The organism is Sphingomonas sp. CFBP 13720, from assembly GCF_014842075.1.
Classification (GTDB): domain Bacteria; phylum Pseudomonadota; class Alphaproteobacteria; order Sphingomonadales; family Sphingomonadaceae; genus Sphingomonas.
In genome coordinates this window covers 40493-60509 of sequence record NZ_JACYVA010000005.1, presented here as the reverse complement: position 1 = coordinate 60509, position 20017 = coordinate 40493, and the positions used below count along the sequence as shown (strand labels likewise).

The 20017-nt window shown below is 66.7% G+C and carries 22 protein-coding genes; 9 read left to right on the top strand and 13 right to left on the bottom strand.

Annotated features, from left to right (window positions below; all coding sequences use genetic code 11):
• Window positions 1-86: 86 nt before the first annotated feature.
• Window positions 87-995: a sulfate adenylyltransferase subunit CysD gene (gene cysD / locus IFT55_RS11665; RefSeq protein WP_192092220.1), complete on the bottom strand. Its 909-nt coding sequence runs from the start codon at window positions 993-995 to the stop codon at window positions 87-89.
• 378 nt (window positions 996-1373) lie between these two features.
• Between cysD and IFT55_RS11660 the strand changes: the two genes are divergently transcribed.
• From IFT55_RS11660 to IFT55_RS11640, 5 genes are all read left to right on the top strand, one after another.
• On the top strand, window positions 1374-2723 hold the full coding sequence (locus IFT55_RS11660) for an EAL domain-containing protein (protein WP_249403785.1): 1350 nt from the start codon (window positions 1374-1376) through the stop codon (window positions 2721-2723).
• 61 nt (window positions 2724-2784) lie between these two features.
• Window positions 2785-5205 (top strand): ATP-binding protein, encoded by a 2421-nt coding sequence (locus IFT55_RS11655; RefSeq protein WP_192092218.1) that lies wholly within the window; start codon window positions 2785-2787, stop codon window positions 5203-5205.
• A 63-nt stretch (window positions 5206-5268) separates the two neighbouring features.
• A complete protein-coding gene (locus IFT55_RS11650) occupies window positions 5269-5658 on the top strand; it encodes a response regulator (RefSeq protein ID WP_192092511.1) in 390 nt (129 codons plus the stop codon).
• A 120-nt stretch (window positions 5659-5778) separates the two neighbouring features.
• On the top strand, window positions 5779-5985 hold the full coding sequence (gene rpsU / locus IFT55_RS11645) for a 30S ribosomal protein S21 (protein ID WP_019368605.1): 207 nt from the start codon (window positions 5779-5781) through the stop codon (window positions 5983-5985).
• 77 nt (window positions 5986-6062) lie between these two features.
• The gene (locus IFT55_RS11640; protein WP_192092216.1) at window positions 6063-6662 is read left to right on the top strand and encodes an FKBP-type peptidyl-prolyl cis-trans isomerase; all 600 of its coding nucleotides are present in this window, start codon (window positions 6063-6065) and stop codon (window positions 6660-6662) included.
• 9 nt (window positions 6663-6671) lie between these two features.
• On the opposite strand, the gene IFT55_RS11635 is transcribed toward IFT55_RS11640, so the two are convergent.
• Entirely contained in the window at window positions 6672-6875 is a 204-nt protein-coding gene (locus IFT55_RS11635) for a hypothetical protein (RefSeq protein WP_192092215.1), read from the bottom strand.
• Between IFT55_RS11635 and IFT55_RS11630 the strand changes: the two genes are divergently transcribed.
• Window positions 6865-7812: a M48 family metallopeptidase gene (locus tag IFT55_RS11630; RefSeq protein WP_192092213.1), complete on the top strand. Its 948-nt coding sequence runs from the start codon at window positions 6865-6867 to the stop codon at window positions 7810-7812. The two genes, IFT55_RS11635 and IFT55_RS11630, sit on opposite strands and share 11 nt — an antisense overlap.
• Window positions 7813-8195: 383 nt before the next feature.
• On the opposite strand, the gene IFT55_RS11625 is transcribed toward IFT55_RS11630, so the two are convergent.
• The 11 genes from IFT55_RS11625 to IFT55_RS11575 all read right to left on the bottom strand — a co-directional run bounded on the left by IFT55_RS11625 (window position 8196) and on the right by IFT55_RS11575 (window position 16746).
• Complete coding sequence (locus IFT55_RS11625) at window positions 8196-8438, bottom strand: hypothetical protein (RefSeq protein ID WP_192092210.1); 243 nt, start codon at window positions 8436-8438, stop codon at window positions 8196-8198.
• 212 nt (window positions 8439-8650) lie between these two features.
• Window positions 8651-9412: a metallophosphoesterase gene (locus IFT55_RS11620; RefSeq protein ID WP_192092208.1), complete on the bottom strand. Its 762-nt coding sequence runs from the start codon at window positions 9410-9412 to the stop codon at window positions 8651-8653.
• A gap of 75 nt (window positions 9413-9487) precedes the next feature.
• Window positions 9488-9823 carry a DsrE family protein gene (locus IFT55_RS11615; protein ID WP_192092206.1) on the bottom strand — a complete coding sequence of 112 codons (336 nt, stop codon included), beginning with the start codon at window positions 9821-9823 and terminating at the stop codon, window positions 9488-9490.
• Window positions 9811-10560 carry a HesA/MoeB/ThiF family protein gene (locus tag IFT55_RS11610; protein ID WP_192092204.1) on the bottom strand — a complete coding sequence of 250 codons (750 nt, stop codon included), beginning with the start codon at window positions 10558-10560 and terminating at the stop codon, window positions 9811-9813. The genes IFT55_RS11615 and IFT55_RS11610 overlap by 13 nt, the downstream gene beginning before the upstream one ends.
• Window positions 10557-10976 (bottom strand): hypothetical protein, encoded by a 420-nt coding sequence (locus tag IFT55_RS11605; protein ID WP_342029297.1) that lies wholly within the window; start codon window positions 10974-10976, stop codon window positions 10557-10559. The genes IFT55_RS11610 and IFT55_RS11605 overlap by 4 nt, the downstream gene beginning before the upstream one ends.
• Window positions 10973-11410: a dUTP diphosphatase gene (gene dut, locus IFT55_RS11600; protein WP_192092202.1), complete on the bottom strand. Its 438-nt coding sequence runs from the start codon at window positions 11408-11410 to the stop codon at window positions 10973-10975. The genes IFT55_RS11605 and dut overlap by 4 nt, the downstream gene beginning before the upstream one ends.
• Complete coding sequence (locus tag IFT55_RS11595; RefSeq protein ID WP_192092200.1) at window positions 11407-12219, bottom strand: alpha/beta hydrolase; 813 nt, start codon at window positions 12217-12219, stop codon at window positions 11407-11409. Before IFT55_RS11595 ends, dut begins: the two co-directional genes overlap by 4 nt.
• Window positions 12206-13393: a bifunctional phosphopantothenoylcysteine decarboxylase/phosphopantothenate--cysteine ligase CoaBC gene (gene coaBC / locus IFT55_RS11590; RefSeq protein ID WP_192092198.1), complete on the bottom strand. Its 1188-nt coding sequence runs from the start codon at window positions 13391-13393 to the stop codon at window positions 12206-12208. The genes IFT55_RS11595 and coaBC overlap by 14 nt, the downstream gene beginning before the upstream one ends.
• Window positions 13390-14457, bottom strand: coding sequence for a hypothetical protein (locus tag IFT55_RS11585; protein ID WP_192092196.1), 1068 nt, complete (start codon window positions 14455-14457; stop codon window positions 13390-13392). Before IFT55_RS11585 ends, coaBC begins: the two co-directional genes overlap by 4 nt.
• Window positions 14454-15986 carry a 2-polyprenylphenol 6-hydroxylase gene (gene ubiB / locus IFT55_RS11580; protein ID WP_192092194.1) on the bottom strand — a complete coding sequence of 511 codons (1533 nt, stop codon included), beginning with the start codon at window positions 15984-15986 and terminating at the stop codon, window positions 14454-14456. The genes IFT55_RS11585 and ubiB overlap by 4 nt, the downstream gene beginning before the upstream one ends.
• Before the next feature lie 28 nt (window positions 15987-16014).
• The gene (locus IFT55_RS11575) at window positions 16015-16746 is read right to left on the bottom strand and encodes a class I SAM-dependent methyltransferase (RefSeq protein ID WP_192092192.1); all 732 of its coding nucleotides are present in this window, start codon (window positions 16744-16746) and stop codon (window positions 16015-16017) included.
• A gap of 111 nt (window positions 16747-16857) precedes the next feature.
• Here IFT55_RS11575 and mutM point away from each other — a divergent pair, with 111 nt between their 5' ends.
• From mutM to dnaA, 3 genes are all read left to right on the top strand, one after another.
• Complete coding sequence (mutM, locus tag IFT55_RS11570) at window positions 16858-17670, top strand: bifunctional DNA-formamidopyrimidine glycosylase/DNA-(apurinic or apyrimidinic site) lyase (RefSeq protein ID WP_192092190.1); 813 nt, start codon at window positions 16858-16860, stop codon at window positions 17668-17670.
• Between the two features lie 93 nt (window positions 17671-17763).
• A complete protein-coding gene (gene rpsT / locus IFT55_RS11565) occupies window positions 17764-18027 on the top strand; it encodes a 30S ribosomal protein S20 (RefSeq protein WP_192092188.1) in 264 nt (87 codons plus the stop codon).
• A gap of 469 nt (window positions 18028-18496) precedes the next feature.
• The gene (gene dnaA, locus IFT55_RS11560; RefSeq protein ID WP_192092186.1) at window positions 18497-19918 is read left to right on the top strand and encodes a chromosomal replication initiator protein DnaA; all 1422 of its coding nucleotides are present in this window, start codon (window positions 18497-18499) and stop codon (window positions 19916-19918) included.
• Window positions 19919-20017: the final 99 nt, after the last annotated feature.

Sequence of the window (20017 nt, the reverse complement as noted above, 5' to 3'; positions counted from 1 at the left end):
TCCCTGTGGTCGGGGGTATCGTTCATGGTGGGCGACCCCGGTCTGCGCCGGGGTTGACGCTTCGTCATGGGCGGCATGACGAAGCGTCAGAAATACCCCTCCTGCTTCTTCTTTTCCATGCTGGCCGATCCGGCGTCGCGATCGATCGCGCGCCCCTGTCGTTCCGACGTCGTGGTCAGCAGCATTTCCTGGATCACCTCGCCCAGCGTCGCCGCCTCGCTCTCGACCGCGCCGGTCAGCGGATAGCAGCCCAGCGTGCGGAAGCGGATCGAACGTTCGACCGGCGTTTCGCCCGGGGCGAGCGGGAAGCGGTCGTCGTCGACCATCAGCAGCATGCCGTCGCGTTCGACGGTCGGGCGGGGCGCGGCGAAGTAGAGCGGCACGATCTCAATCCGCTCGGCAAGGATGTATTGCCAGATATCCAGTTCGGTCCAGTTCGACAGCGGGAAGACGCGGATCGATTCGCCCTTCGCCTTGCGCGCATTGTACAGGTGCCAGAGTTCGGGCCGCTGCGCCTTGGGGTCCCAGCGGTGATTGGTCGACCGGAACGAAAAGACACGCTCCTTCGCCCGGCTCTTTTCCTCGTCGCGCCGCGCGCCGCCGAATGCCGCGTCGAAGCCATAGTGATCGAGCGCCTGTTTCAGGCCCTCGGTCTTCCACAGATCGGTGTGCAGGCTGCCGTGATCGAACGGATTGATGCCGCGCGCGACCGCGTCGGGATTTCGGTGGACCAGCAGTTCCATCCCGGCCTCGCGTGCCGCCCGGTCGCGCAGGTCGTACATCGCACGGAATTTCCACGTCGTGTCGACATGCAGCAGGGGGAAGGGCGGCGGCGCGGGAAAGAACGCCTTTTTGGCGAGATGCAGCATCACCGCCGAATCCTTGCCCACCGAATAGAGCATTACCGGGCGTTCGGCCTCGGTCACCACCTCCCGCAGGATGTGGATGCTTTCGGCTTCGAGCCGCTGGAGATGGGTAAGGGTAGGGGAAGCCATGATCGGGCGTCAGGTAGCGATGTCGACGGCGCGAACGAAGCAACCTTTACTGGTCCGTACGGCAGTTGATCTTTGCCGCGTGGCATTCGGAGCGAACGTTAATAGGGTGGAGACAGGCGTGGGCATCAAACCGTCTGGACCGGTAACGGAAACCGTACCCGGTCCAGACGTCATTCCGTTCAGATCGGGCGCAGATCGCCGCCGTAGCTGTCACGGAAAAGGCTCAGGAATGCGTGCATGTTTATTCTCCCAGTAGCGCCGAGGCGCGAGGCATTCTTTAACGTAAAATTAACCATCTCACAAATGACAAATTCCAATAAAATGCCGGGTTAGAGCGTTAACGGTTGGTTCGTGCTTTGCCGGTAGCATCGAGCCATCATGACGCTGGCCGACTCCGACTCACCGTCCTTCCCGCCGCCGGGCCCCGTGCCCGGCGACGGGGCGGGTGTGCGTAACGGGCCGTTGCCCGGATGGCCCGAGCCGCCGGCCTTGCCATGGCGGTTCATGCTGTCGGCGGAGATCGAGAACTTCGCCGTCCTGCGACGCCATGTCGGTCTGGGCCGCGCCGCGACGCTGATCGAGGATATCGCGGGCCGAATCGGACGATGCCTGCCCAGCCTTCGGCTCTCCGTGACGGGTCGCGCGACGCTCGAACTCGCGTTCGAGGGCGATTCGAGCGAATCGGGTGCAGCGATGGCGGCACTGATCCGGGCGACGCTGGCCGAGCCGTTCGATCTGGACGGCGAACGCCACCTCGTGCGAATCATTATCGGGGGCACGGGGGCGTCGTCGCTCGATATCGACGACGTGCGCCTGATCGAAGCCGCCGAAAAGGCACTGGCCGAAGCGCGGGTCAAGGGAAGCGACGTGCTGCACGATCTGGCCGAGCCGGTCGATACCTATGACCCGGTCATGCTGATGCGCGAATTGCCCGGCGCGATCGAGGACGGGCAGATATTCCTTCAGTACCAGCCGAAGATCCGCATCCGGCAGCAGAACGTGGCAAGTGCCGAGGCGCTGGTACGGTGGCGGCATCCGACCCGCGGGCTGATCCTGCCCGGCGATTTCATCGAAGCGGCGGAGCGGAGCCACGTCATCGGCGCGTTGACCCTGTGGACGATTCGCCGGGTCATCGCCGACCAGCGTGCGCTGGCGGCCGTGGGGCATGATTTTCCGATTTTCATCAACATCTCGGGTGTCCTGCTGTCCGATCAGGGATTCATTCGGGACGCCTGTCATCTGATCCGCGATGGCGGTGCAAGGATCGGGTTCGAGATTACCGAAACGGCCGTGATCCGCGATCCCGAAAGCGCGATCGCCAACCTGCGCACGCTGGCCGATATCGGGATTTCGCTGGCGATCGACGATTACGGGGCCGGACTGTCCTCGCTCGCCTATCTGAAGCGTCTGCCCGCCGGCGAACTCAAGATCGACAAGCTGTTCGTCACGCAATTGACGAGCAGCAACCGCGATCCGTTGATCGTCCGGTCGACCATCGATCTCGCCCACGCACTGGGCATGCAGGTAACCGCCGAAGGGGTCGAAACCCCGGCCGCGCTTGCCCTGCTGGGGGTGATGGGGTGCGACATGGTGCAGGGATATCTCATCAGCCGCCCGATCGAATTCGGCGCTTTCCGCGTCTTCCTTGACGGTAGCCGGCATCTCGACGCGATGGCCAGCCCGCGCCTGTCGTTCCGTCGCAACGAAGGCCTGTGGAAAACCGGCTGATCGTTACGTTCGCTTAACCATTCCGTGCGACCATAAGGTCATGCAGTTGCGGCTTCTTTCAATGGCGATCGGTGTTGCGCTGATCCAGTTGCCGGCTGCGGCGGGGGGGCAGGGCGCACGCGATCCGCTCGACCGGCGGTTCGATTCGGTACGGGCGCTGCTGGTCGCCGACCCGGCGCGCGGCCTGCGCGAGGGCATGGCGCTGGAACACGACGCGGCGCTGCGCAAGGGGCGCACAAGCCGGTTGGTGGCTGCGAGTAAATGGCTTCAGGCCGAAGCCTATGTCCGGCTGGACGATACAGCCAATGCACAGCGCAAGGTCGCGGAGGCGCTCGCGATCCTCCAGAAGGTCCGGCCCCGAACATCGATCGAAGGCGACGTGTTGCGGACGCGCGGCGATATGGCCGCCGACCGCGCCGACGTATCGCGCGCACTGTCGGATTATCAGGGGGCATACCGGGTCTATCGCGCCACCGGCAATCCGCGCGGGCAGGCAATGGCGTTGCTCAGCATTGGATCGCTGTATCGCGAAGGCGCCGATTTCGACGCCGCGCTACGCTATTACGGACAGGCGATCGATACCTATGACGCCGACCCGCTGTTGCTGGTGTCGCTCCTGAACAATCGTGGAAACGTCCTGACCGACATGGGCGAGTACCGCCGGGCGATCGTCGATTTCGAACGCGCGCTCGACGGGGTCCGCAAACTCGACAATCCGGCGTTCGAAACGCAGATTCTTCGGAATTTGGCGCGCGCGCAGCGTGGAACCGGTGCGACTGACCTCGCATGGCAGACCGTCGGGCGCGGGATGCGATTGGCGCGGACGCTGAATTCCAAGGCGACCCTCGACCAGTTCCGCACGCTGGCAGCAAGATTGGCGATCGACCGGGGTGACAAGGCGCTGGCGCATGAACTCGTCGACACCGCCTTCGCAGGCGTCGATCTCGAAACCACGCCGCTGGCTTCGCGCGATAACCATGGCAATGCCTATGCCGTCTATCTCGCCACTGGTGATACGGCCAAGGCGCTGGCCCATCTGGCGGCGCTCGACCGGCTGAACGAACGCGCCACGCAGGTCGCGATTTCGGCCAAGACCGCGCTGATGGCGGCACGGTTCGACTTCCAGAACCAGGAACTGCGCATCGCGCGGCTCCAGCAGGAAGAGTTGCGCCGCAAGGTCGAGCTCGAACGCGCCGGTGCGCGGTTCCAGCGTATCCTGTTCGGCGCGATCGCTGCGGCGGTCGCAGTGCTCGTTGCGCTGTTGTCGTTCGGTGTCGTGACGCTGCGCCGCAGCCGCAACGCGGTACGCAGCGCCAACGTCGAACTGGGCGCGACCAACGCGGCGTTGGGCAAGGCGCTCAAGGCGAAGGGCGATTTTCTGGCTACCACCAGTCACGAGATCCGCACGCCGCTGAACGGCATTCTCGGCATGACGCAGGTGATGCTGGCGGACCCGGCGTTGACGCCGTCGCTGCGCGATCGGCTGGATATCGTCCATGGCGCGGGGCGGACGATGGTGTCGCTGGTCAACGACATCCTCGACGTCGCCAAGATGGAGGCGGGCAATTTGAGCGTCGAACGGCTGCCGACCGATCTGGTCGAAACCATCACCGACGTGGCGCGGCTGTGGCGGCAACAGGCGCGGGACCGTGGGATCGCGTTCGTGCTCGATATCGGCGACGTGCCGCGCTGGATCGAAGGCGATCCGGCCCGGCTGCGCCAGATCGTGTTCAACCTGTTGTCCAACGCGCTGAAATTCACGCAGGCAGGCGAAGTGGCGGTGCGGGTGACGGACGCGGACGGGCGGCTGCGAATCGCGGTGTCCGATTCGGGTATCGGCATTCCCGCCGACAAGATCGACGACGTGTTCGAATCCTTTCACCAGGCCGATACCAGCACGACGCGCAATTTCGGCGGCACCGGGCTGGGGCTGACCATCTGTCGCAACCTCGCGCGGGCGATGGGCGGCGATATTCTGCTCGCCAGCGTGCCGGGCGTCGGATCGACCTTCACCGTCGACCTTCCTCTGGTCGAGGTGGCGCAGCCGGGTGACGCGACCGTGCCGTGCGTCGACGATGCGTGCCGGTCGCTGATCGTGCTGGAACGCAATCCGATCGCGCGCGGCATGTTGCGTGGCCTGTTCGAAGGAAAGGCGTCGACGGTGGAATTCGTCGACGATGCCGATGCGCTGATCGCGCGCGCCGAACAGGGCGGCGTGGCCGCCATCCTGGTCGATGCCGCCGGTTTGCGCACCGCATCGGCCGATCCCGATGCCGACATCGCCCGCATAACGGAAACCGTCCGCGCCACCGCCGCGACGGGCGTTTTGTTGTTGCCGCGTGGCGAGGATCCATCGATCGATGCGCCCGGCATGCGGGTCTTCGCCAAGCCGGTATCGGGAGCCAAGCTGATCGAATCGCTGATCATTCCGCCTGCGACCGAAGATAGCCCTTCGGCCGCTCTTGTATCCGACGCAGCGTAGCGCGATAGCTGGTTCCAATATGTGTCAATCGCGCCCACCCTGTACGGACCGGACACGACGGTCATGAACATCCTCTATATCGAGGATGATGCGATGAACCGCCGGGTCGTGCGCGATATGCTCGACGTCGCCGGTGCGACCATGACCGAAGCCGATCTGGCGATTGAGGGATTGCGCCGGATCGACGACGAATCGTTCGATCTGGTACTGCTCGACCTGCGCATGCCGGGAATGGACGGGTTCGAGACCATCGCCCGGATCCGCGCGCGGACCGATGCCAAGCGAACGCTGCCGGTCATCATCGTCACGGCCGATACCGCCGTCGACCTGACCGAGCGCTGTATCGCAGCGGGTGCCGACGAAGTCCTGTTCAAACCGGTGGCGATGGATGCGCTGTTCGACGCGATCGGACGCATCCTTGCACGCAGCGGCGGTGCCGACCTGCTGTTCTGAGCCGCCCGGCTGGGTGCTTGCTCGCACGCGTCACTCCTGTTAGGGGGACGTGTCACGCCGCGGCCCTGCTTCGGCGAACCTATTTCTATTGCGATTTAAGATTCGGAGTTAGACGGCCCCATGCAGATCATTGTCCGCGACAATAATGTCGATCAGGCACTTCGCGCGCTGAAGAAGAAGCTTCAGCGCGAAGGCGTCTATCGCGAGATGAAGCTGCGCCGTCATTACGAAAAGCCGTCCGAAAAGCGTGCGCGCGAGCGTGCCGCGGCCGTGCGTCGCGCCCGCAAGCTGGAGCGCAAGCGCGTGGAGCGCGACAGCGCACGGTAAAGGCCGTGCCGGCATGAGCGCCGGCACCACCATTCCAAGCGTTGCGGTGTGCTATTGACGCACCGATAGGGGTTCCGATGTCCATTACCGCTGTTCCGATCCATCCCGTAAAGTCGCGTTACCTCGTCTGGGTCTGGGGCGGTATCGCGCTGGCGCTGGTGCTGGCCGCCAGCCTCGCATGGGCAGGCACACGAACCGGTGTGGGCTCGTTCCTTTCCGACAACGCCGGGCGTCCGGGCGTGGTGACGACCGCGAGCGGATTGCAGTACGAAGTGCTGGACAAGGGCAAGGGTGGGCCGACCCCTACCGATGCCGACGTGACGCTGGTCAACTATGTCGGCAAGTTCGTCGACGGGGCCGTGTTCGACAAGAGCGAGCGTCCGACGCCGATGTCGCCCAAGGGCGTGGTGCCGGGCTTCGGCGAGGCGCTGAAGCTGATGCCGAAGGGTTCGCGGTATCGGTTCTGGCTGAAGCCCGAACTGGGCTATGGCGCGCCGCGACCGGAAGGGGCGCCGCCGATCCCGTCGGAAATGGCGGAAATGGCGACCAAGGTTCTGGTGTTCGACGTCGAGATGGTCGACTTCATCCCCGAAACGGTACTCCAGCAGATCCAGATGCAGCAGATGATGCAGCAACAGGGCGCGGGTGCGCCGCCGCCGCCGCCGTCGGGCCAGTAAGGCAACCAGTCACGTGTCGAACCGAACGATGCCGGAAGCAATTCCGGCGTCGTTTTCGTTTGAGGGCCAGCGTGCTAGATCGCCCGGCGACGGGAGGGTTGGCGGGAGCGGAATGACGTTGGCGAAGAATTCGCAAAGGGCGCTGACGACGACGATCGGATCGATTCGTCGCGTTCGGTGGCGTGTTCTTGCGATCACGATCATGATGGGCATGCCCGGCGCGTCGGCGCTGGCGGGCGATACGGCGTCACTGGAAGTCCTTCGCGCGGGCGACGTGCGGTTGGCGACGATCGGCTATCGGCTGGCGCGGGCCAATGCGACATTGTGTGTCGATCGTGCGCCGGTGACCGGCATGGTCGTCCATGCGGTCGATCAATATGCCGCGGCGGAACAGGCCGATGCGCGGCGAGTTTTCGGATTCGAAACCGCGATCGCGGTTGAAGGCGTGGTGCCCGGCGGCGCGGCCGCGCAGGCGGGGATACGCGCCGGCGACTCGATCGTGCGTATCGCGGGCAAGCCCGTGCCGGCAGCACGGGGAACGGGGCATGTTGCGACACGCGACGCGTTCGTTGCGCTGCTGGACGGGCAGGCAGCCGACCGGCCGCTGGCTGTCGTCCTGCGACGCGCCGGAGTGGACCGGAGCGTTACCATCGCGCCGTCGCCGGGTTGCCGGACGCTGTTCGAATTGCGTGTCGGTACGGCGTTCGATGCGGCGGCGGACGGGCGGCTGGTCCAGATATCGAGTGCGTTCCTAGACCGGTTCACCGATCCCGAACTGGCGGTCGTCGTCGCACATGAGCTGGCGCATAATATCCTGCGCCATCGCGTGCGGCTGAACGCGGCGAAGGTGAATCGTGGGCTGTTGAGCGAATTCGGCCGGAATGGACGGCTGTTCCGTCGGACCGAGGACGATGCCGACCGGCTGGGCGTTCACCTGTTGCGCAATGCCGGTTGGGACCCGGCGCTGGCGGTCGCGTTCTGGCGCGGACCGGGCGCGCGCATCGACGGCGGCATCTTTCACAGCCGGACGCATTCGTCCTCCGGCACCCGCGCGACCCTGATCGAGCGGGAGATCGCGGCATTGCCCGCAGGGGCGGCGATTCCGTTCACACCGGTAGTGCTGGGGACGAGAGATCAGCCGCTGCGATAATGGCATGGGTGGCTGGGGACGGACTGGCCTAAACCAACGGCGGCCGCGGGTCGCGCGGCATTGAGTACGGTGTTGCCCGCCTTACTGGCAGGTCACGCACGTTGCTCCGCCGGTAAGCGGCTACGCCATTGGCGGGGTGATTCGGACGGGTGCCGGGTGTCATCCCGGTCCGCTCGTTAGCGAGCCATAGGGCGACGTAGAACGAAACGGTCCGCTCGACATTCCGGTCAGGCGTTTGCCGAGGAAGGATCGTCCTCAACGCCGACAGGGCCGAGCTTCCGCTCCGCCGCCGAACGTCGCCGCGGCGAACGGCATTCTCCATCCGTTGCAGGCAAAAAAATAGCGGCCCGAAGGCCGCTATTCTCTCAACAGAGCGATAAAGCTCAGTTGCTGTCCGCATCGTCATCGCTGTCGGCGACGACGACGATGCCGGCGACAACCGCTGCAGCGGCGAGCAGAGCGACGATGATGCCGCCGCCAGCCAGCTTGTTCTTTTCAGCGACCGGTGCCGAAGCGCGAGCCGACTTGGCAACCGACAGGCTGGCGGCCGGGTTCGACGCGGCGAGGGCCGGCGAGGTAACGAGCGACGCGGCAGCGGCCACGGCGAGAATCTTGTTGAGACGCATTTTCAAACTCCCTTGCTTGAACTCAGGCGGACACATGTCCCAAGATTGCGCAGTGCGCAACCCATTTTCGACCGACCCTGTTGCGATGCGGCAGGTCTATGGCCCCATGGCAACACTTGTTCATCGAACATCGTAATTAACATCCGAGTAATATATTGCCGAATTGTTACGTAACGATTTTATTTGAAAACCTGTGACAGTAAAGCCGTCGATCAATCGGAAACGGTGATCGGCCAAGCCGCATCGCCTTCGAGTCCGACCGCCGAAAGACGACCGCTTTGATAGGCGCCGGTGTCCACTCCGATGCGGTGCGGCATGAAGGCGACCGCTTCGCTGATCGTATGACCATGGACGATGCGGTGGGACAGCAGCCCGCGATGGTCCAGAAACGGTTCGCGAATCCAGCGCAGGTCGGACGGTTTCTGCGCGTCCAGCGCGATGTCCGGGCGGATGCCGGCATGGACGAAGGCATAGTCGCCGATCACGATCTGGTCCTCGAACCCGCGCAGGAAGGCGATATGATCGGCCGGCACAGCGGCATCGATCATATCGGCCAGTTCGGCATATCCGGCAGCATCGTAGCTGTCGCGATCGATGCCATAGCTCAGGATCGTTTCGCGCCCGCCGATCCGGGTGAAGGTGCGCAACGCGTTAGGCCGTCGTTCGATCGCGGCCAGAAACATCTCTTCATGGTTGCCCAGCAGGAACCGGGTCGCGAGCGGCCCGGCGTCCAGCTCGCGCAGCCGGTCGATCGCACCCGCCGAATCGGGGCCGCGATCGACGATATCGCCAAGGAAGATGCGAGTCGTCGCCATCGGCGCACGCGCCGCGTCGTCGGCGGCGATCGCGTCGATCAGCCGGTCGAGCAGCGTGCGACAGCCGTGCACGTCGCCGATGGCGTAGACGCGCTGTCCTTCGGGAATGCGGAAGACCGGTGTCGAGCGGCGACGACCGGCGAGTAGTTTCTTGAGCAACGGCAAGCCTTGCGACGCATAGGACGGGTGGGGTTCCGGTTTCCCTAGCTTCCTGCGACGCGCGACGCCAGCGTGCTACAGCGTTACCAGCCGGTCTTCGTCCAGCGTGGCGAGCAGTTCGATCATGCCCCCGCCGTCGACGCCCAGCGCCTGTGCCGACGATCCGGCCAGCGCCAGTCCGGTCTGACAGGCGATGATGCGCACGCCGCTCTCCGCCGCCATCGCGCGCAATTCGTCAATAGCCGGCAGTCCGGGCGGGACCGGATGGGTCTGTCCCAACAGTGCGACTGCCCCCTCATGCAGATATACGCGTGCGCGGCCGTCCAGTGCCGCCGTCGCGCATGCCAGCGTCAGCGCGGTGCGCAATCGGTCCGGGTCGCCGGTTGCGACGACGACGGTCAGGCCGCGCATCGGCAGCCGGGATCCTTGACCAGTGTCAGCGTGCGGAAACGGAACGCCAGAAGGTCCGCGATCAGCAACTTGCCGGCGGGATCGTCGCCGAATCCCACGATCGCGCGCATCGCCTCCAGCGCGGCCATGCTGCCGATCACGCCGGTCAGTGCGCCCAGCACGCCCTGATCGGCGCAACTGACATCCGCCCGGTCGGGATCGTCGCCAACGAGGCAGCGATAGCAGGGCAGGGCGGGTTCCCAGCCGCGAAACACGCCCAACTGTCCCTCGAACGATCCGACCGCCGCCGACACCAACGGCACCCGTGCCTTCAGCGCAGCGTCGGCCACCGCCAGCCGCGTCGCGAAATTGTCGCAGCCATCGACCACTACATCGGCGCCGCGCAGGATGGCGGGCGCGGAGTTGGCATCGATCCGCAGCGCGATCGGATCGACCGTGACGAACGGGTTGATCCGGGCGATGGCGTCCATCGCCGCCGCCACCTTGGGCCGCCCGATATCGCCATCGCCGAACAGCGTCTGGCGTTGCAGATTGCTGGCATCGACCACGTCGTCGTCGACCACGACCAGCGTACCGACCCCGCCCGCCGCGAGATACTGAAGCGCAGGCGATCCGATACCGCCTGCGCCGATCACGACGACCCGGGCTGCTTTCAGCGCGGCTTGGCCCGCGCCGCCGACTTCGCGCAGCACGAGGTGCCGGGCATAGCGATCGAGTTCGGCGTCCGAAAAATTCATGCCGGCCAATCGAACAGGATCGTGGCGCGATACCATCCGCCGTCGTCGACCAGCCGGGGAATCATGTTGTTGCGCGAAAAGCTGATGACCAGTCCCGCAGCATATTGTTCGACCACCGGACACGCGATCGCGCGGGGGATGGTGGCCCGGACCAGCCCTTCACTGCCGATCAGGACGGCGACGTCGACCTGTACCTGCATCCGTCCGTCGACCGGTGCCGGGGCGGGACACGCGGTGCGCTGCATTTCCGTCGCGACGAAGCCGGTCATGCGCGGCGTTACGCGCGGCGCGTGGCGATAGGGCAGCGGCGGCAGCCGGTCCCAGTCGATCGGCCGCACGGTGGCGACGCTCGCCGGTGGCACCGCCTGCGCCGGTAGCTGCGGCACGACGCCGCCCAGCAGCGCGAGCGCGATCACCGCCCGGTGGACCCGAATCCGCCGATGCCGCGCGCCGTGTCGTCGAGCGTCGCGACCTCGACCAGCGCAGCGCGGGTGACGGCGGCGGGAACCAGCTGCGCGATGCGTTCGCCGCGCACCACATCGAACGGCGCGTCCCCCAGATTGGCGAGGATCACCTTCACTTCGCCGCGATAATCGCTGTCGATCGTGCCGGGGGTGTTGAGACAGGTGATGCCATGGCGCAGCGCGAGGCCGGAGCGCGGACGGACCTGGACTTCGTACCCGTCCGGGATCGCCAGCGCGAAACCCGTGGCGACTGCTGCCCGTGCACCGGGGGCCAGCGTCAGCGTTTCGGCGGCGACGACATCCATCCCCGCCGCCCCGGCGGTGGCATAGGCGGGCAGCGGCAGGCCGTCGCCATTCGGGAGGCGCAGGATTTGCAGGTCGATCATCGGGTCATCGCCGTCCGCGTGGGTGATACGGCCGGGGCGGCGGCGATGCGGCGGACGGCGTCGATCAGGTCGCGATCGCCCAGCAGGTCGTGCCCGCGCCCCGGCAGCACGCGGTAGTCGGTCGCGATCCCGCGCAGGGCCAGCGCCTCGGCATAGGCGCGCGAGAAACGTTGCGGCGTTTCGGTATCGTCCGACCCGACCAGCAACGCGACCCGCGTACCGGGCGCGATGCCGCCGACGGTCATCAGCGGATCGAAGCTGCCCGGCGATCCGGTGAACGCAATGCCGCGCCGCTTCGCGATGTACCGGCGCCATTCGGGCAGCATGCACGGGCATCCCGCCAGCACGACACCGTCCACCAGCCCCGGCCGCAATCCGGCGATCGTCGCCGCCATTGCCGCGCCGCCCGATTGCCCGACCAGCACGGTGCGCGCCCGGGGATAGCGTGCGCGCCATGCCGCGACCGTGTCCGCGACCGCGCCGATCCGTTCGACGGTATAGCTGTCGCCGACGGTGCCGCCGCGCAGCCCGGGCGACCGGTTGCCCGCCGCATCACCATAGCCCGGGCGCAGCAGCGCCACCGCGCGTGCGCCGGGAATCGCATTGGAAATGGCGTGCGTCGCGTCGACGAACGACGCCGGCACGACCCCGTCGCCATCGCCGTGCAGCACCAGCACCAGCGTCTGCACGTCGCGCGGGGCGTCGGGGCCGAACGCCTGTCCGGCCAGCTGCGGCGGAACGGGCGGCGGCGCGGTCGTCGTGCACGCGGCGAGCGCAAGCAGCATCGGAAAGAATTTAGCGAAGCGCATCGGCGATCCTGTCGGCAAGGCGATCGGCGATCTCGCTTTTGGGGGCATCGGGCCAGCGTTCGGCACCGGCGGCGGTGACCAGATGCACTTCGTTGCGATCGCCGCCCATCACGTCGCCGCCGACATCGTTGGCGACGATCCAATCGGCGTTCTTCGCGGATCGTTTGGCCGTGGCATGGACGAGTACGTCGTCGGTTTCGGCCGCGAATCCGACCAGCAGGCGCGGGCGGCGGTCGGATGCGCCCAGCGTCGCGAGAATGTCGGGGTTGGGCCGCAACGCCAATACGGGCGCGCCGCCGTCCTTCTTCAGCTTGGACGGGGCGGCGTCGACGTGCCAGTCGGCGACGGCAGCGACCATGACGGCGACGTCGGCCGGCAATGCCTGCGTCACCGCATCGGCCATCTCGCGTGCGGTTTCCACGTCGATCCGGTCGACCCCGGCAGGCGTCGCCAGTGTTACCGGCCCCGCGACCAGCGTCACCCGCCCGCCCCGCGCGGCGCAGGCGGCGGCGATCGCGAAACCCTGTTTCCCCGACGACCGGTTGGCGAGATACCGCACCGGGTCGATTGGCTCGTGCGTCGGCCCTGCGGTGACGAGGATATGCCGTCCGGCCAGCGACGGCGCCGGTTTCGAGGCAGGGGTGCCGGTTAACGCTTCGATCGCGGCGACGATCGCATGCGGTTCGGGCAGTCGACCGGGACCGAATTCACCGCACGCCATCGGACCTTCATCGGGTTCCAGTACGGTGATGCCGTCGCCGCGCAGGGTGGCGATGTTGCGCCGGGTGGCGGGATGCTGCCACATCCGCACGTTCATCGCCGGGACGGCGAGCACCGGCTTGTCGGTCGCCAGCAGCAGGGTGGTCGCCAGATCGTCGGCAACGCCGCCCGCCATCCGCGCCATCAGATCGGCGGTAGCGGGGGCGACGACGACCAGATCGGCCTGCCGGCTGAGCTGGATATGGCCCATCTCGGCCTCGTCCTTCAGATCCCACAGGCTGGTGTGCACCGGCCGTTCGCTGAGCGCCGCCAGCGTCATCGGCGTGACGAAATGCGCGCCGCCATCGGTCAGCACGCAGCGCACGTCATGGCCGCCACGGCGCAGCAGGCGGATCAGCTCGCACGCCTTGTACGCGGCGATGCCGCCGCCGACGATCAGCAGGATGCGTGTCATCGCGTGATCCTGTGCACCCGAACGCGCCGTCTGTCGAGAAGGCCGCGCGTCAGATCGCGGGTGGCATCGGGTACGAAGGCGAGACCGACGAGGAAAGCGGGGGCGACGACCAGCGCGATCTCTGCCCGGCCCGTCAGCGCGGTCGCCAGCGCATAGCCGCCGAACACCAGCGCCGCCCGCCCGCCAAAGGGGCCGGGCGCGGCGATCCAGCCCGCCAGCGCCAGCAGCGCGACCGGCGCGCCGATCCATCCGGGCAGCAGCGTCAGTACCGTCGATTGCGCCATGGTCGCGGCGAACGGGCCAGGTACGTGCAGCCCGCCCCACCATGACGTGGCAGGATCGAGCGGCCCGGTGGCGAGCCCCGCCGCACGCGCGTGGAGCGCGAGAATCGCGAGGAACACCGCCACCACCATCGCCCAGCCCAGCGCCTCGTGCCGTCGACGGTCGAACAACGCCGCGCCCAGCATTACGACCGCGTAGAGCGCCGCCGTCTCGCGCAGCAAGGTCGCGCAACACGCGATCGCCGCCGCTTCGACCCAGCGATCCTCGCGCCGCATCGCCAGCGACCATGCGATCAGCAGACCGGCCCAGATGTCGTGGACGCGCACCAGTCCCGGCTGGACGAACGCGACCATTCCGCCGGCCAGCAGGAAATATGCGGTGGTCCGCGCGGCGGGGCGGACGAACCATTCGCGAATTCGCTGCGCCCATGCCAGCACGCTCGCGACCGCGATACCCAGCAGGATCAGCACGACGACGATATCGGGCAACGCCGCCTGCACCACCGCCAGCGTCGGCAGGCGGAAGGCGGGCAGGCGCGCGGGGACTTCGCCTTCGGCGCGCAATGCCTGTGCCGCGACCGAATAATAATCGCCGCCTTCGCGCATCTCCTCGACGATCGCATCCTGCGCCACCGGGTCGGGGCGTGCGGGCTCGCCGGGTAAGACGAGCACCGCGAGCAAGGCCGCGACGATCAGCAGCAGCACCGCCACCGCATGGCCGGGGCGCAGCGACGCGAACCGGCCGGGCGTGCCGAGCCACACCGGCGGCCGCGCGCGAATCATCCCAGCAGCGCCACCAGCGCCGCACCGATCGCACCGCTGCCGATCGAAACCAGTGCGTACCGCCAGCCGCTGTCGGTCCGCACCACGGTCACGTCGCGCAGCGGGGGGGATGGGGGGGCGCCGCCGGGGCCGGGGAACCGTGCTTCTATATTGCGGATCAGGTCCGGCAGCCGGGCAAAGGTGCGCAGGTCAGTGATGATCCGGTCGGCGACGATCGCTTCCGGCCCCAGTTCGTCGCGAATCCAGCCGCGCACGAACGGTGCCGCCGTTTCCCACAGGTTGATATCGGGATCGAGCGCGGTCGCGACCCCTTCGACCATCACCATCGTCTTTTGCAGGAGCAGCAGGTGCGGTTGTGTCTGCATGTCGAAGTCGCGGGTGATATTGAACAGCGAATCGAGCATCATGCCGACCGACATGTCCTTGACCGCAAGGCCCCGCATCGGTTCGCCCACCGCGCGCAGCGCCGTCGCGAATTCGGCGACGTTGTGATGCGCGGGGACATAGCCCGCCTCGAAATGGATTTCAGCGACACGTCGGTAGTCGCCGGTGATGAGGCCGTACAGGATCTCCGCCAGCCATACCCGCGCGCGCCGGTCGATCCGGCCCATGATGCCGAAATCGATCGCGGCGATGCGTCCGTCGGCCAAGGCGAACAGATTGCCCTGATGCATGTCGGCATGGAAAAATCCGTCGGCGATCGCCTGTCGCAGGAACGCGCGCACCAGCCGCGTCGCCATCGCGGTCAGATCATGCCCCGCCGCGACCAGCGCAGGGCGATCCGACAGCTTGATGCCGTCGATCCATTCGGTGGTCAGGATCTTCGACGTCGTACGCTGCCAGTCGATCGCGGGGATCACGAAGTCCGGTTCGGCCTCCATCCCGTCGGCCAGCTCGGACGCCGACGCCGCTTCGCGCCGCAGATCGAGTTCGCGCGCGGTCCAGCGCTTCATCGTCTCGATCACCAGCCGTGGGCGCAGGCGGCGCAATTCGCCGCCCATCGTCTCCAGCTTGGTCGCGGCCCATTCATAGGTGTCGATCGCGTCGAAGAACTGCGCCTCGACCCCCGGACGCAGCACCTTCACCGCGACCCTGCGACCATCGGTGGTAACGGCGCGGTGCACCTGCGCGATCGATGCCGCGCCGACCGGCGTTTCCTCGATCGAGGCGAACAGCGCGTCGATCGATTGCCCGAGGCCCGATTCGATCGCCGGGCGAATGATGTCCCATGACAGCGGCGGCAGCGCGTCCTGCAACGTCAGCAGATCGTGCGCCACGTCCTCCCCGACCAGATCGGGACGGGTCGCCAGCGTCTGCCCCAGCTTGATCGCCGCCGGGCCAAGCGCCGCGAACGCCTCCGCATAGCGCGGCGTCTTCGGCACGCGCGCGCCGAGCCGGGCGAGCCGCACGACGCGGCGCAACCGCACCGGACTGCGCGGATTGCGCTCGATCTCGATCAGCGCGCCATGCCGCGCCAGCGTGCGGCCCCATTTCAGGATGCGCCAGTAATGGGTGAGGGTGGAGGTCATGCGACCCTTCGGCCCGATGACGCCGCCGTCAAATCTTCCATCCGCTATGAATCGCGACCAGCCCGCCCATGATCGGCTCGACCCGCGTCCGCACGAACCCGGCGTCGGCGATCATGCGTTCGAACGTCGGCATGTCGGGAAAGCGGCGGATCGATTCGACCAGATAGCGATAGCTGTCCTCGTCGTTCGCCAGCAGCTTGCCGAGCTTCGGGACCAGCTTGTGGGAATAGCCGTCATAGACGTCGGCGAACCCCGGCCACGTGACCGTCGAGAATTCGAGGCAGAAGAACCGCCCGCCGCGCTTGAGCACCCGGTGCGCCTCACGCAACGCCTTCGGGATATCGGTCACGTTGCGGATGCCGAACGCGATCGTATAGCCGTCGAAGAACCGGTCGGGGAACGCCAGCACCTCCGCATTCTGTTCGGACCAGACCAGCCCGTCGATCCCGCGCTTGGCCGCGCGTTCCATGCCGACGTCGAGCATCGCCGGATTGATGTCGGACACGGTCACCGCCGCGCCGTATTTCGCCATGCGGAACGCGATGTCGCCGGTGCCGCCGGCCATGTCGAGAATCTGTTCGCCCTTTTGCGGTTTCACCCGCGCGACGAAGCGATCCTTCCACAACCGGTGCATGCCGCCCGACATGGCGTCGTTCATCAGATCGTAGCGCGAGGCGACGCTGGCGAAGACGTCGCCGACGCGCCGGGTCTTTTCGGCGGGGGCCACCTGTTCGTAGCCGAAGGATACCGTTTCGTTCATGGCGACAGCCCTAGCCGCGCCTTGTGGCAGGAGCAAACCGAACCTAGCTTCCGCGACCGATAACGACGTGCGGTCGACGCCGCCGTGCGGGAACGCACCAAAGGACGCCGCATGCCCGAATTGCCCGAAGTCGAGACCACCGTGCGTGGGCTTACGCCCGTGCTGGGCGGACAGCGCCTGACACGGGTCGTCGCCAACCGCGCCGACCTGCGTCGCGCGATGCCGGTCGATCTGGGCCAGCGGCTGACCGGGGCGACCGTCACGGGGTTGCGCCGACGTGCCAAATACGGGCTGATCGATACCGATCGCGACGATACGCTGATCTTCCACCTCGGCATGTCGGGGCGCTGGCGGGTCGATCCGGCCGAGCGGCTGGTCCACGATCATCTGGAACTATCGACCGCGAACGGGCGGCAGGTGGTGCTGAACGATCCGCGCCGTTTCGGGTCGATCGACCTGATGCCGACCGCCGAGGTCGCGACATGGCCGCCGTTCGTCGCGCTGGGGCCGGAGCCATTGGGAGCGGACTTCACCGCCGATCACCTCGTCCAGCGATTCGCGGGGCGGATCGCGCCGATCAAGCTGCTGCTGCTGGACCAGCGGATCGTGGCCGGGCTGGGCAACATCTATGTCTGCGAGGCGCTGAACGTCGCGCGAATCGCACCGACCCGGCCGGCGGGACAGGTGGCGCCCGAACGCCTGTCGGCGCTGGTCGACGCGACTCGCGCCGTCCTGCTCGCCGCGATCGAGGCGGGGGGATCTACGCTGCGCGACTATGCCCGGCCGGATGGCGAGCTGGGCTATTTTTCCAAACAGTTCCGGGTATATGGCCGCGAGGGCGAGGCGTGTCCGTGCGGCGGTGTCGTGGAGCGTCGGGTAGATGGCGGTCGGTCCACCTTCTGGTGCGCGCGATGCCAGCGATAGTTGACCGGCGGCGCCCGAGCCGTTAAGGGGCGCACCTTCACCGGTCGGGTCCTGCCCGTTCGGACCCAATCATTTCGAAAAGTCGAGGACGGCATGGCGAATACGCCACAGGCGAAGAAGCGTATCCGGCGCAACGCGCGTCGCGCGGAAATCAATGGTGCGCGCGTCGGCCGCATCCGGACCTTCGTAAAGAAGGTCGAAGCGGCGATCGTCGCGGGGGACCGTGAAGCAGCCACCACTGCGCTTGCCGGTGTCCAGCCCGAGCTGGCCCGTGGCGTCGCCAAGGGCGTGCTGCACAAGAACACTGCGTCGCGGAAGTTCTCGCGTCTGACCAAGGCGGTCGGCGCGATCGCCTGATCGCCTGAACGACTGCAAGAAAATCGCCCCGCCGACCCCGTGTCGGCGGGGTTTTTCGCGTGTCCGTCGCGGACGAACCGGACGGATCGAGCCCGGTTGGCGACTGGTTATTTGGTTCCTGTAACAGGGGACGAATCAACCCGTTCAAAAACGGCGGAAATGCGTGGATTCGACTCCGCCGCGCTACCGTTAACTATGTAAAATACTGATTAAAAACGATAAAAATTAAATCCGACGCGTTTCTGCGGGCCGTGGCGTGTCAACTGCCTTTATTTCGGTTTCGTGACTTGATCGAATCCCGCCACGGTTCCTAAACAGCAACTCCCGCCGCCGGTCAGGCGATCGGGACCGGTACAAACCGTCGCGAGCGTCCATCGTTCGAAACGGTGGACGGGGGCCTTTTGAACGACAGAAACCGCGCGGCGGAAAGGCATGCCTTTTCGCGCCGGAGAGGTGTGTGCGAGTGACAATGCCGGTGAATCATGAACAGGTGGAGGTTGCGGCGGCATGGGCCCGCGTGCGCCAGAACCTGCGCATGTCGGCCGGACAGCGATTGTTCGACCGCTGGCTGAAACCGATGGAACTGGTCGCCGACGACGACGCCGGAGTCGTACGGCTGGCACTGCCGTCGGCATTCATGACCGATTGGGTCCGCAACCATTATGCCGAACGGCTGACGCACGAATTTCGCGCGCACCTGCCGCAACTGCGCGAAGTGGTGGTCGAGACCGCCAGCACGCTCGCCGCCCGAGTCGTCCCCGCCGCGCCGGTCGCGGACGCCGTGGACGCGGGCACTGACATGGACGCAGCGGTGCCGGTGACGCCGTCGATGTCGACGCCCGCCATCGTGACCCGCACCGCCGCCGAACGGCCGGTGTTCGACGCCCGCTACCGATTCGACCGGTTCGTCGTGTCGGCATCGAACCGTGTGGCGTTCAACGCCGCCAAGGCGCTGGCCGAACCCGGCGTGCCGCGGTTCAGCCCGCTGTATCTCCATAGCGGCACCGGCCTGGGCAAGACGCATTTGATGCATGCGATCGGCCATGCGTTCCTTGCCGCCGATCCGTCGGCCGGCGCGGTCTATCTGCCGGCCGAGCGGTTCATGTTCGAGTTCGTCGCGGCGGTTCGTGCGCGCGATACGCATGCGTTCAAGGCGCGGCTGCGCGGGCTGGACCTGCTGATGATCGACGACCTGCAATTCGTTGCGGGCAAGGATGCGACGCAGGAGGAATGCCTCCACACGATCAACGCGTTCATGGATGCGGGCAAGCGCGTGGTCATCGCCTGCGACCGCTCGCCCGGCCTGCTCGAAGGCATCGACCCCCGGCTGGTGTCGCGACTGGGCGCGGGGCTGGTGGCGGATATCAAGCTGCCCGAAACCGATCTGCGTCAGGCGATCCTTGCCGCCAAGCTGGCCGAGGTGCCGGGCATGGCCGTGCCTGACGAGGTGCTGGAACTGCTGGCCGGACGGATTCGCGGCAGCGTGCGCGAACTGGAAGGCGCGTTCAACCGGCTGGTCGCCTATGCGTCGCTGACCGGCGATACGATCGATATGGCGTTCGCGCATGCGACGCTGGGCGAAATGTTGGCCGGACCGGCACGGCGCGTCACGATCGACGATATCCAGCGCGCGGTGTCCGCGCATTTCGAGGTCAAGCAACTCGATCTGGTATCGGCCCGCCGCGCGCAGGCGATCGCCCGGCCGCGGCAGGTGGCGATGTATCTCGCCAAGCGCCTGACGACGCGATCGTTGCCCGAGATCGGCCGTAAATTCGGCAATCGCGACCATTCGACCGTGATCCATGCCGTGCGCCGGATCGAGGAACTGCGCGGCACCGACCGCGAGATCGATGCGGCGGTCCGCACGCTGCTGCGCTCGCTCGAAGGCTGAGCGGCCCGACATTCGTTCGCCGGGCGCACGCTCGGATCTGCACAGCCCGCCGATCGAGAATGGACCCGGTTCATAACGGCCCGGTCGTCGCGCGATGAC

Bases quoted from the DNA above. Each gene is read 5' to 3' on its own strand.
- cysD (WP_192092220.1), bottom strand. From the start codon at position 995: ATGGCTTCCCCTACCCTTACCCATCTCCAGCGGCTCGAAGCCGAAAGC.
- IFT55_RS11660 (WP_249403785.1), top strand. From the start codon at position 1,374: ATGACGCTGGCCGACTCCGACTCACCGTCCTTCCCGCCGCCGGGCCCC.
- IFT55_RS11655 (WP_192092218.1), top strand. From the start codon at position 2,785: ATGGCGATCGGTGTTGCGCTGATCCAGTTGCCGGCTGCGGCGGGGGGG.
- IFT55_RS11650 (WP_192092511.1), top strand. From the start codon at position 5,269: ATGAACATCCTCTATATCGAGGATGATGCGATGAACCGCCGGGTCGTG.
- rpsU (WP_019368605.1), top strand. From the start codon at position 5,779: ATGCAGATCATTGTCCGCGACAATAATGTCGATCAGGCACTTCGCGCG.
- IFT55_RS11640 (WP_192092216.1), top strand. From the start codon at position 6,063: ATGTCCATTACCGCTGTTCCGATCCATCCCGTAAAGTCGCGTTACCTC.
- IFT55_RS11630 (WP_192092213.1), top strand. From the start codon at position 6,865: ATGATGGGCATGCCCGGCGCGTCGGCGCTGGCGGGCGATACGGCGTCA.
- IFT55_RS11635 (WP_192092215.1), bottom strand. From the start codon at position 6,875: ATGCCCATCATGATCGTGATCGCAAGAACACGCCACCGAACGCGACGA.
- IFT55_RS11625 (WP_192092210.1), bottom strand. From the start codon at position 8,438: ATGCGTCTCAACAAGATTCTCGCCGTGGCCGCTGCCGCGTCGCTCGTT.
- IFT55_RS11615 (WP_192092206.1), bottom strand. From the start codon at position 9,823: ATGCGCGGCCTGACCGTCGTCGTCGCAACCGGCGACCCGGACCGATTG.
- IFT55_RS11610 (WP_192092204.1), bottom strand. From the start codon at position 10,560: ATGAATTTTTCGGACGCCGAACTCGATCGCTATGCCCGGCACCTCGTG.
- dut (WP_192092202.1), bottom strand. From the start codon at position 11,410: ATGATCGACCTGCAAATCCTGCGCCTCCCGAATGGCGACGGCCTGCCG.
- IFT55_RS11595 (WP_192092200.1), bottom strand. From the start codon at position 12,219: ATGCGCTTCGCTAAATTCTTTCCGATGCTGCTTGCGCTCGCCGCGTGC.
- coaBC (WP_192092198.1), bottom strand. From the start codon at position 13,393: ATGACACGCATCCTGCTGATCGTCGGCGGCGGCATCGCCGCGTACAAG.
- IFT55_RS11585 (WP_192092196.1), bottom strand. From the start codon at position 14,457: ATGATTCGCGCGCGGCCGCCGGTGTGGCTCGGCACGCCCGGCCGGTTC.
- ubiB (WP_192092194.1), bottom strand. From the start codon at position 15,986: ATGACCTCCACCCTCACCCATTACTGGCGCATCCTGAAATGGGGCCGC.
- IFT55_RS11575 (WP_192092192.1), bottom strand. From the start codon at position 16,746: ATGAACGAAACGGTATCCTTCGGCTACGAACAGGTGGCCCCCGCCGAA.
- mutM (WP_192092190.1), top strand. From the start codon at position 16,858: ATGCCCGAATTGCCCGAAGTCGAGACCACCGTGCGTGGGCTTACGCCC.
- rpsT (WP_192092188.1), top strand. From the start codon at position 17,764: ATGGCGAATACGCCACAGGCGAAGAAGCGTATCCGGCGCAACGCGCGT.
- dnaA (WP_192092186.1), top strand. From the start codon at position 18,497: ATGCCGGTGAATCATGAACAGGTGGAGGTTGCGGCGGCATGGGCCCGC.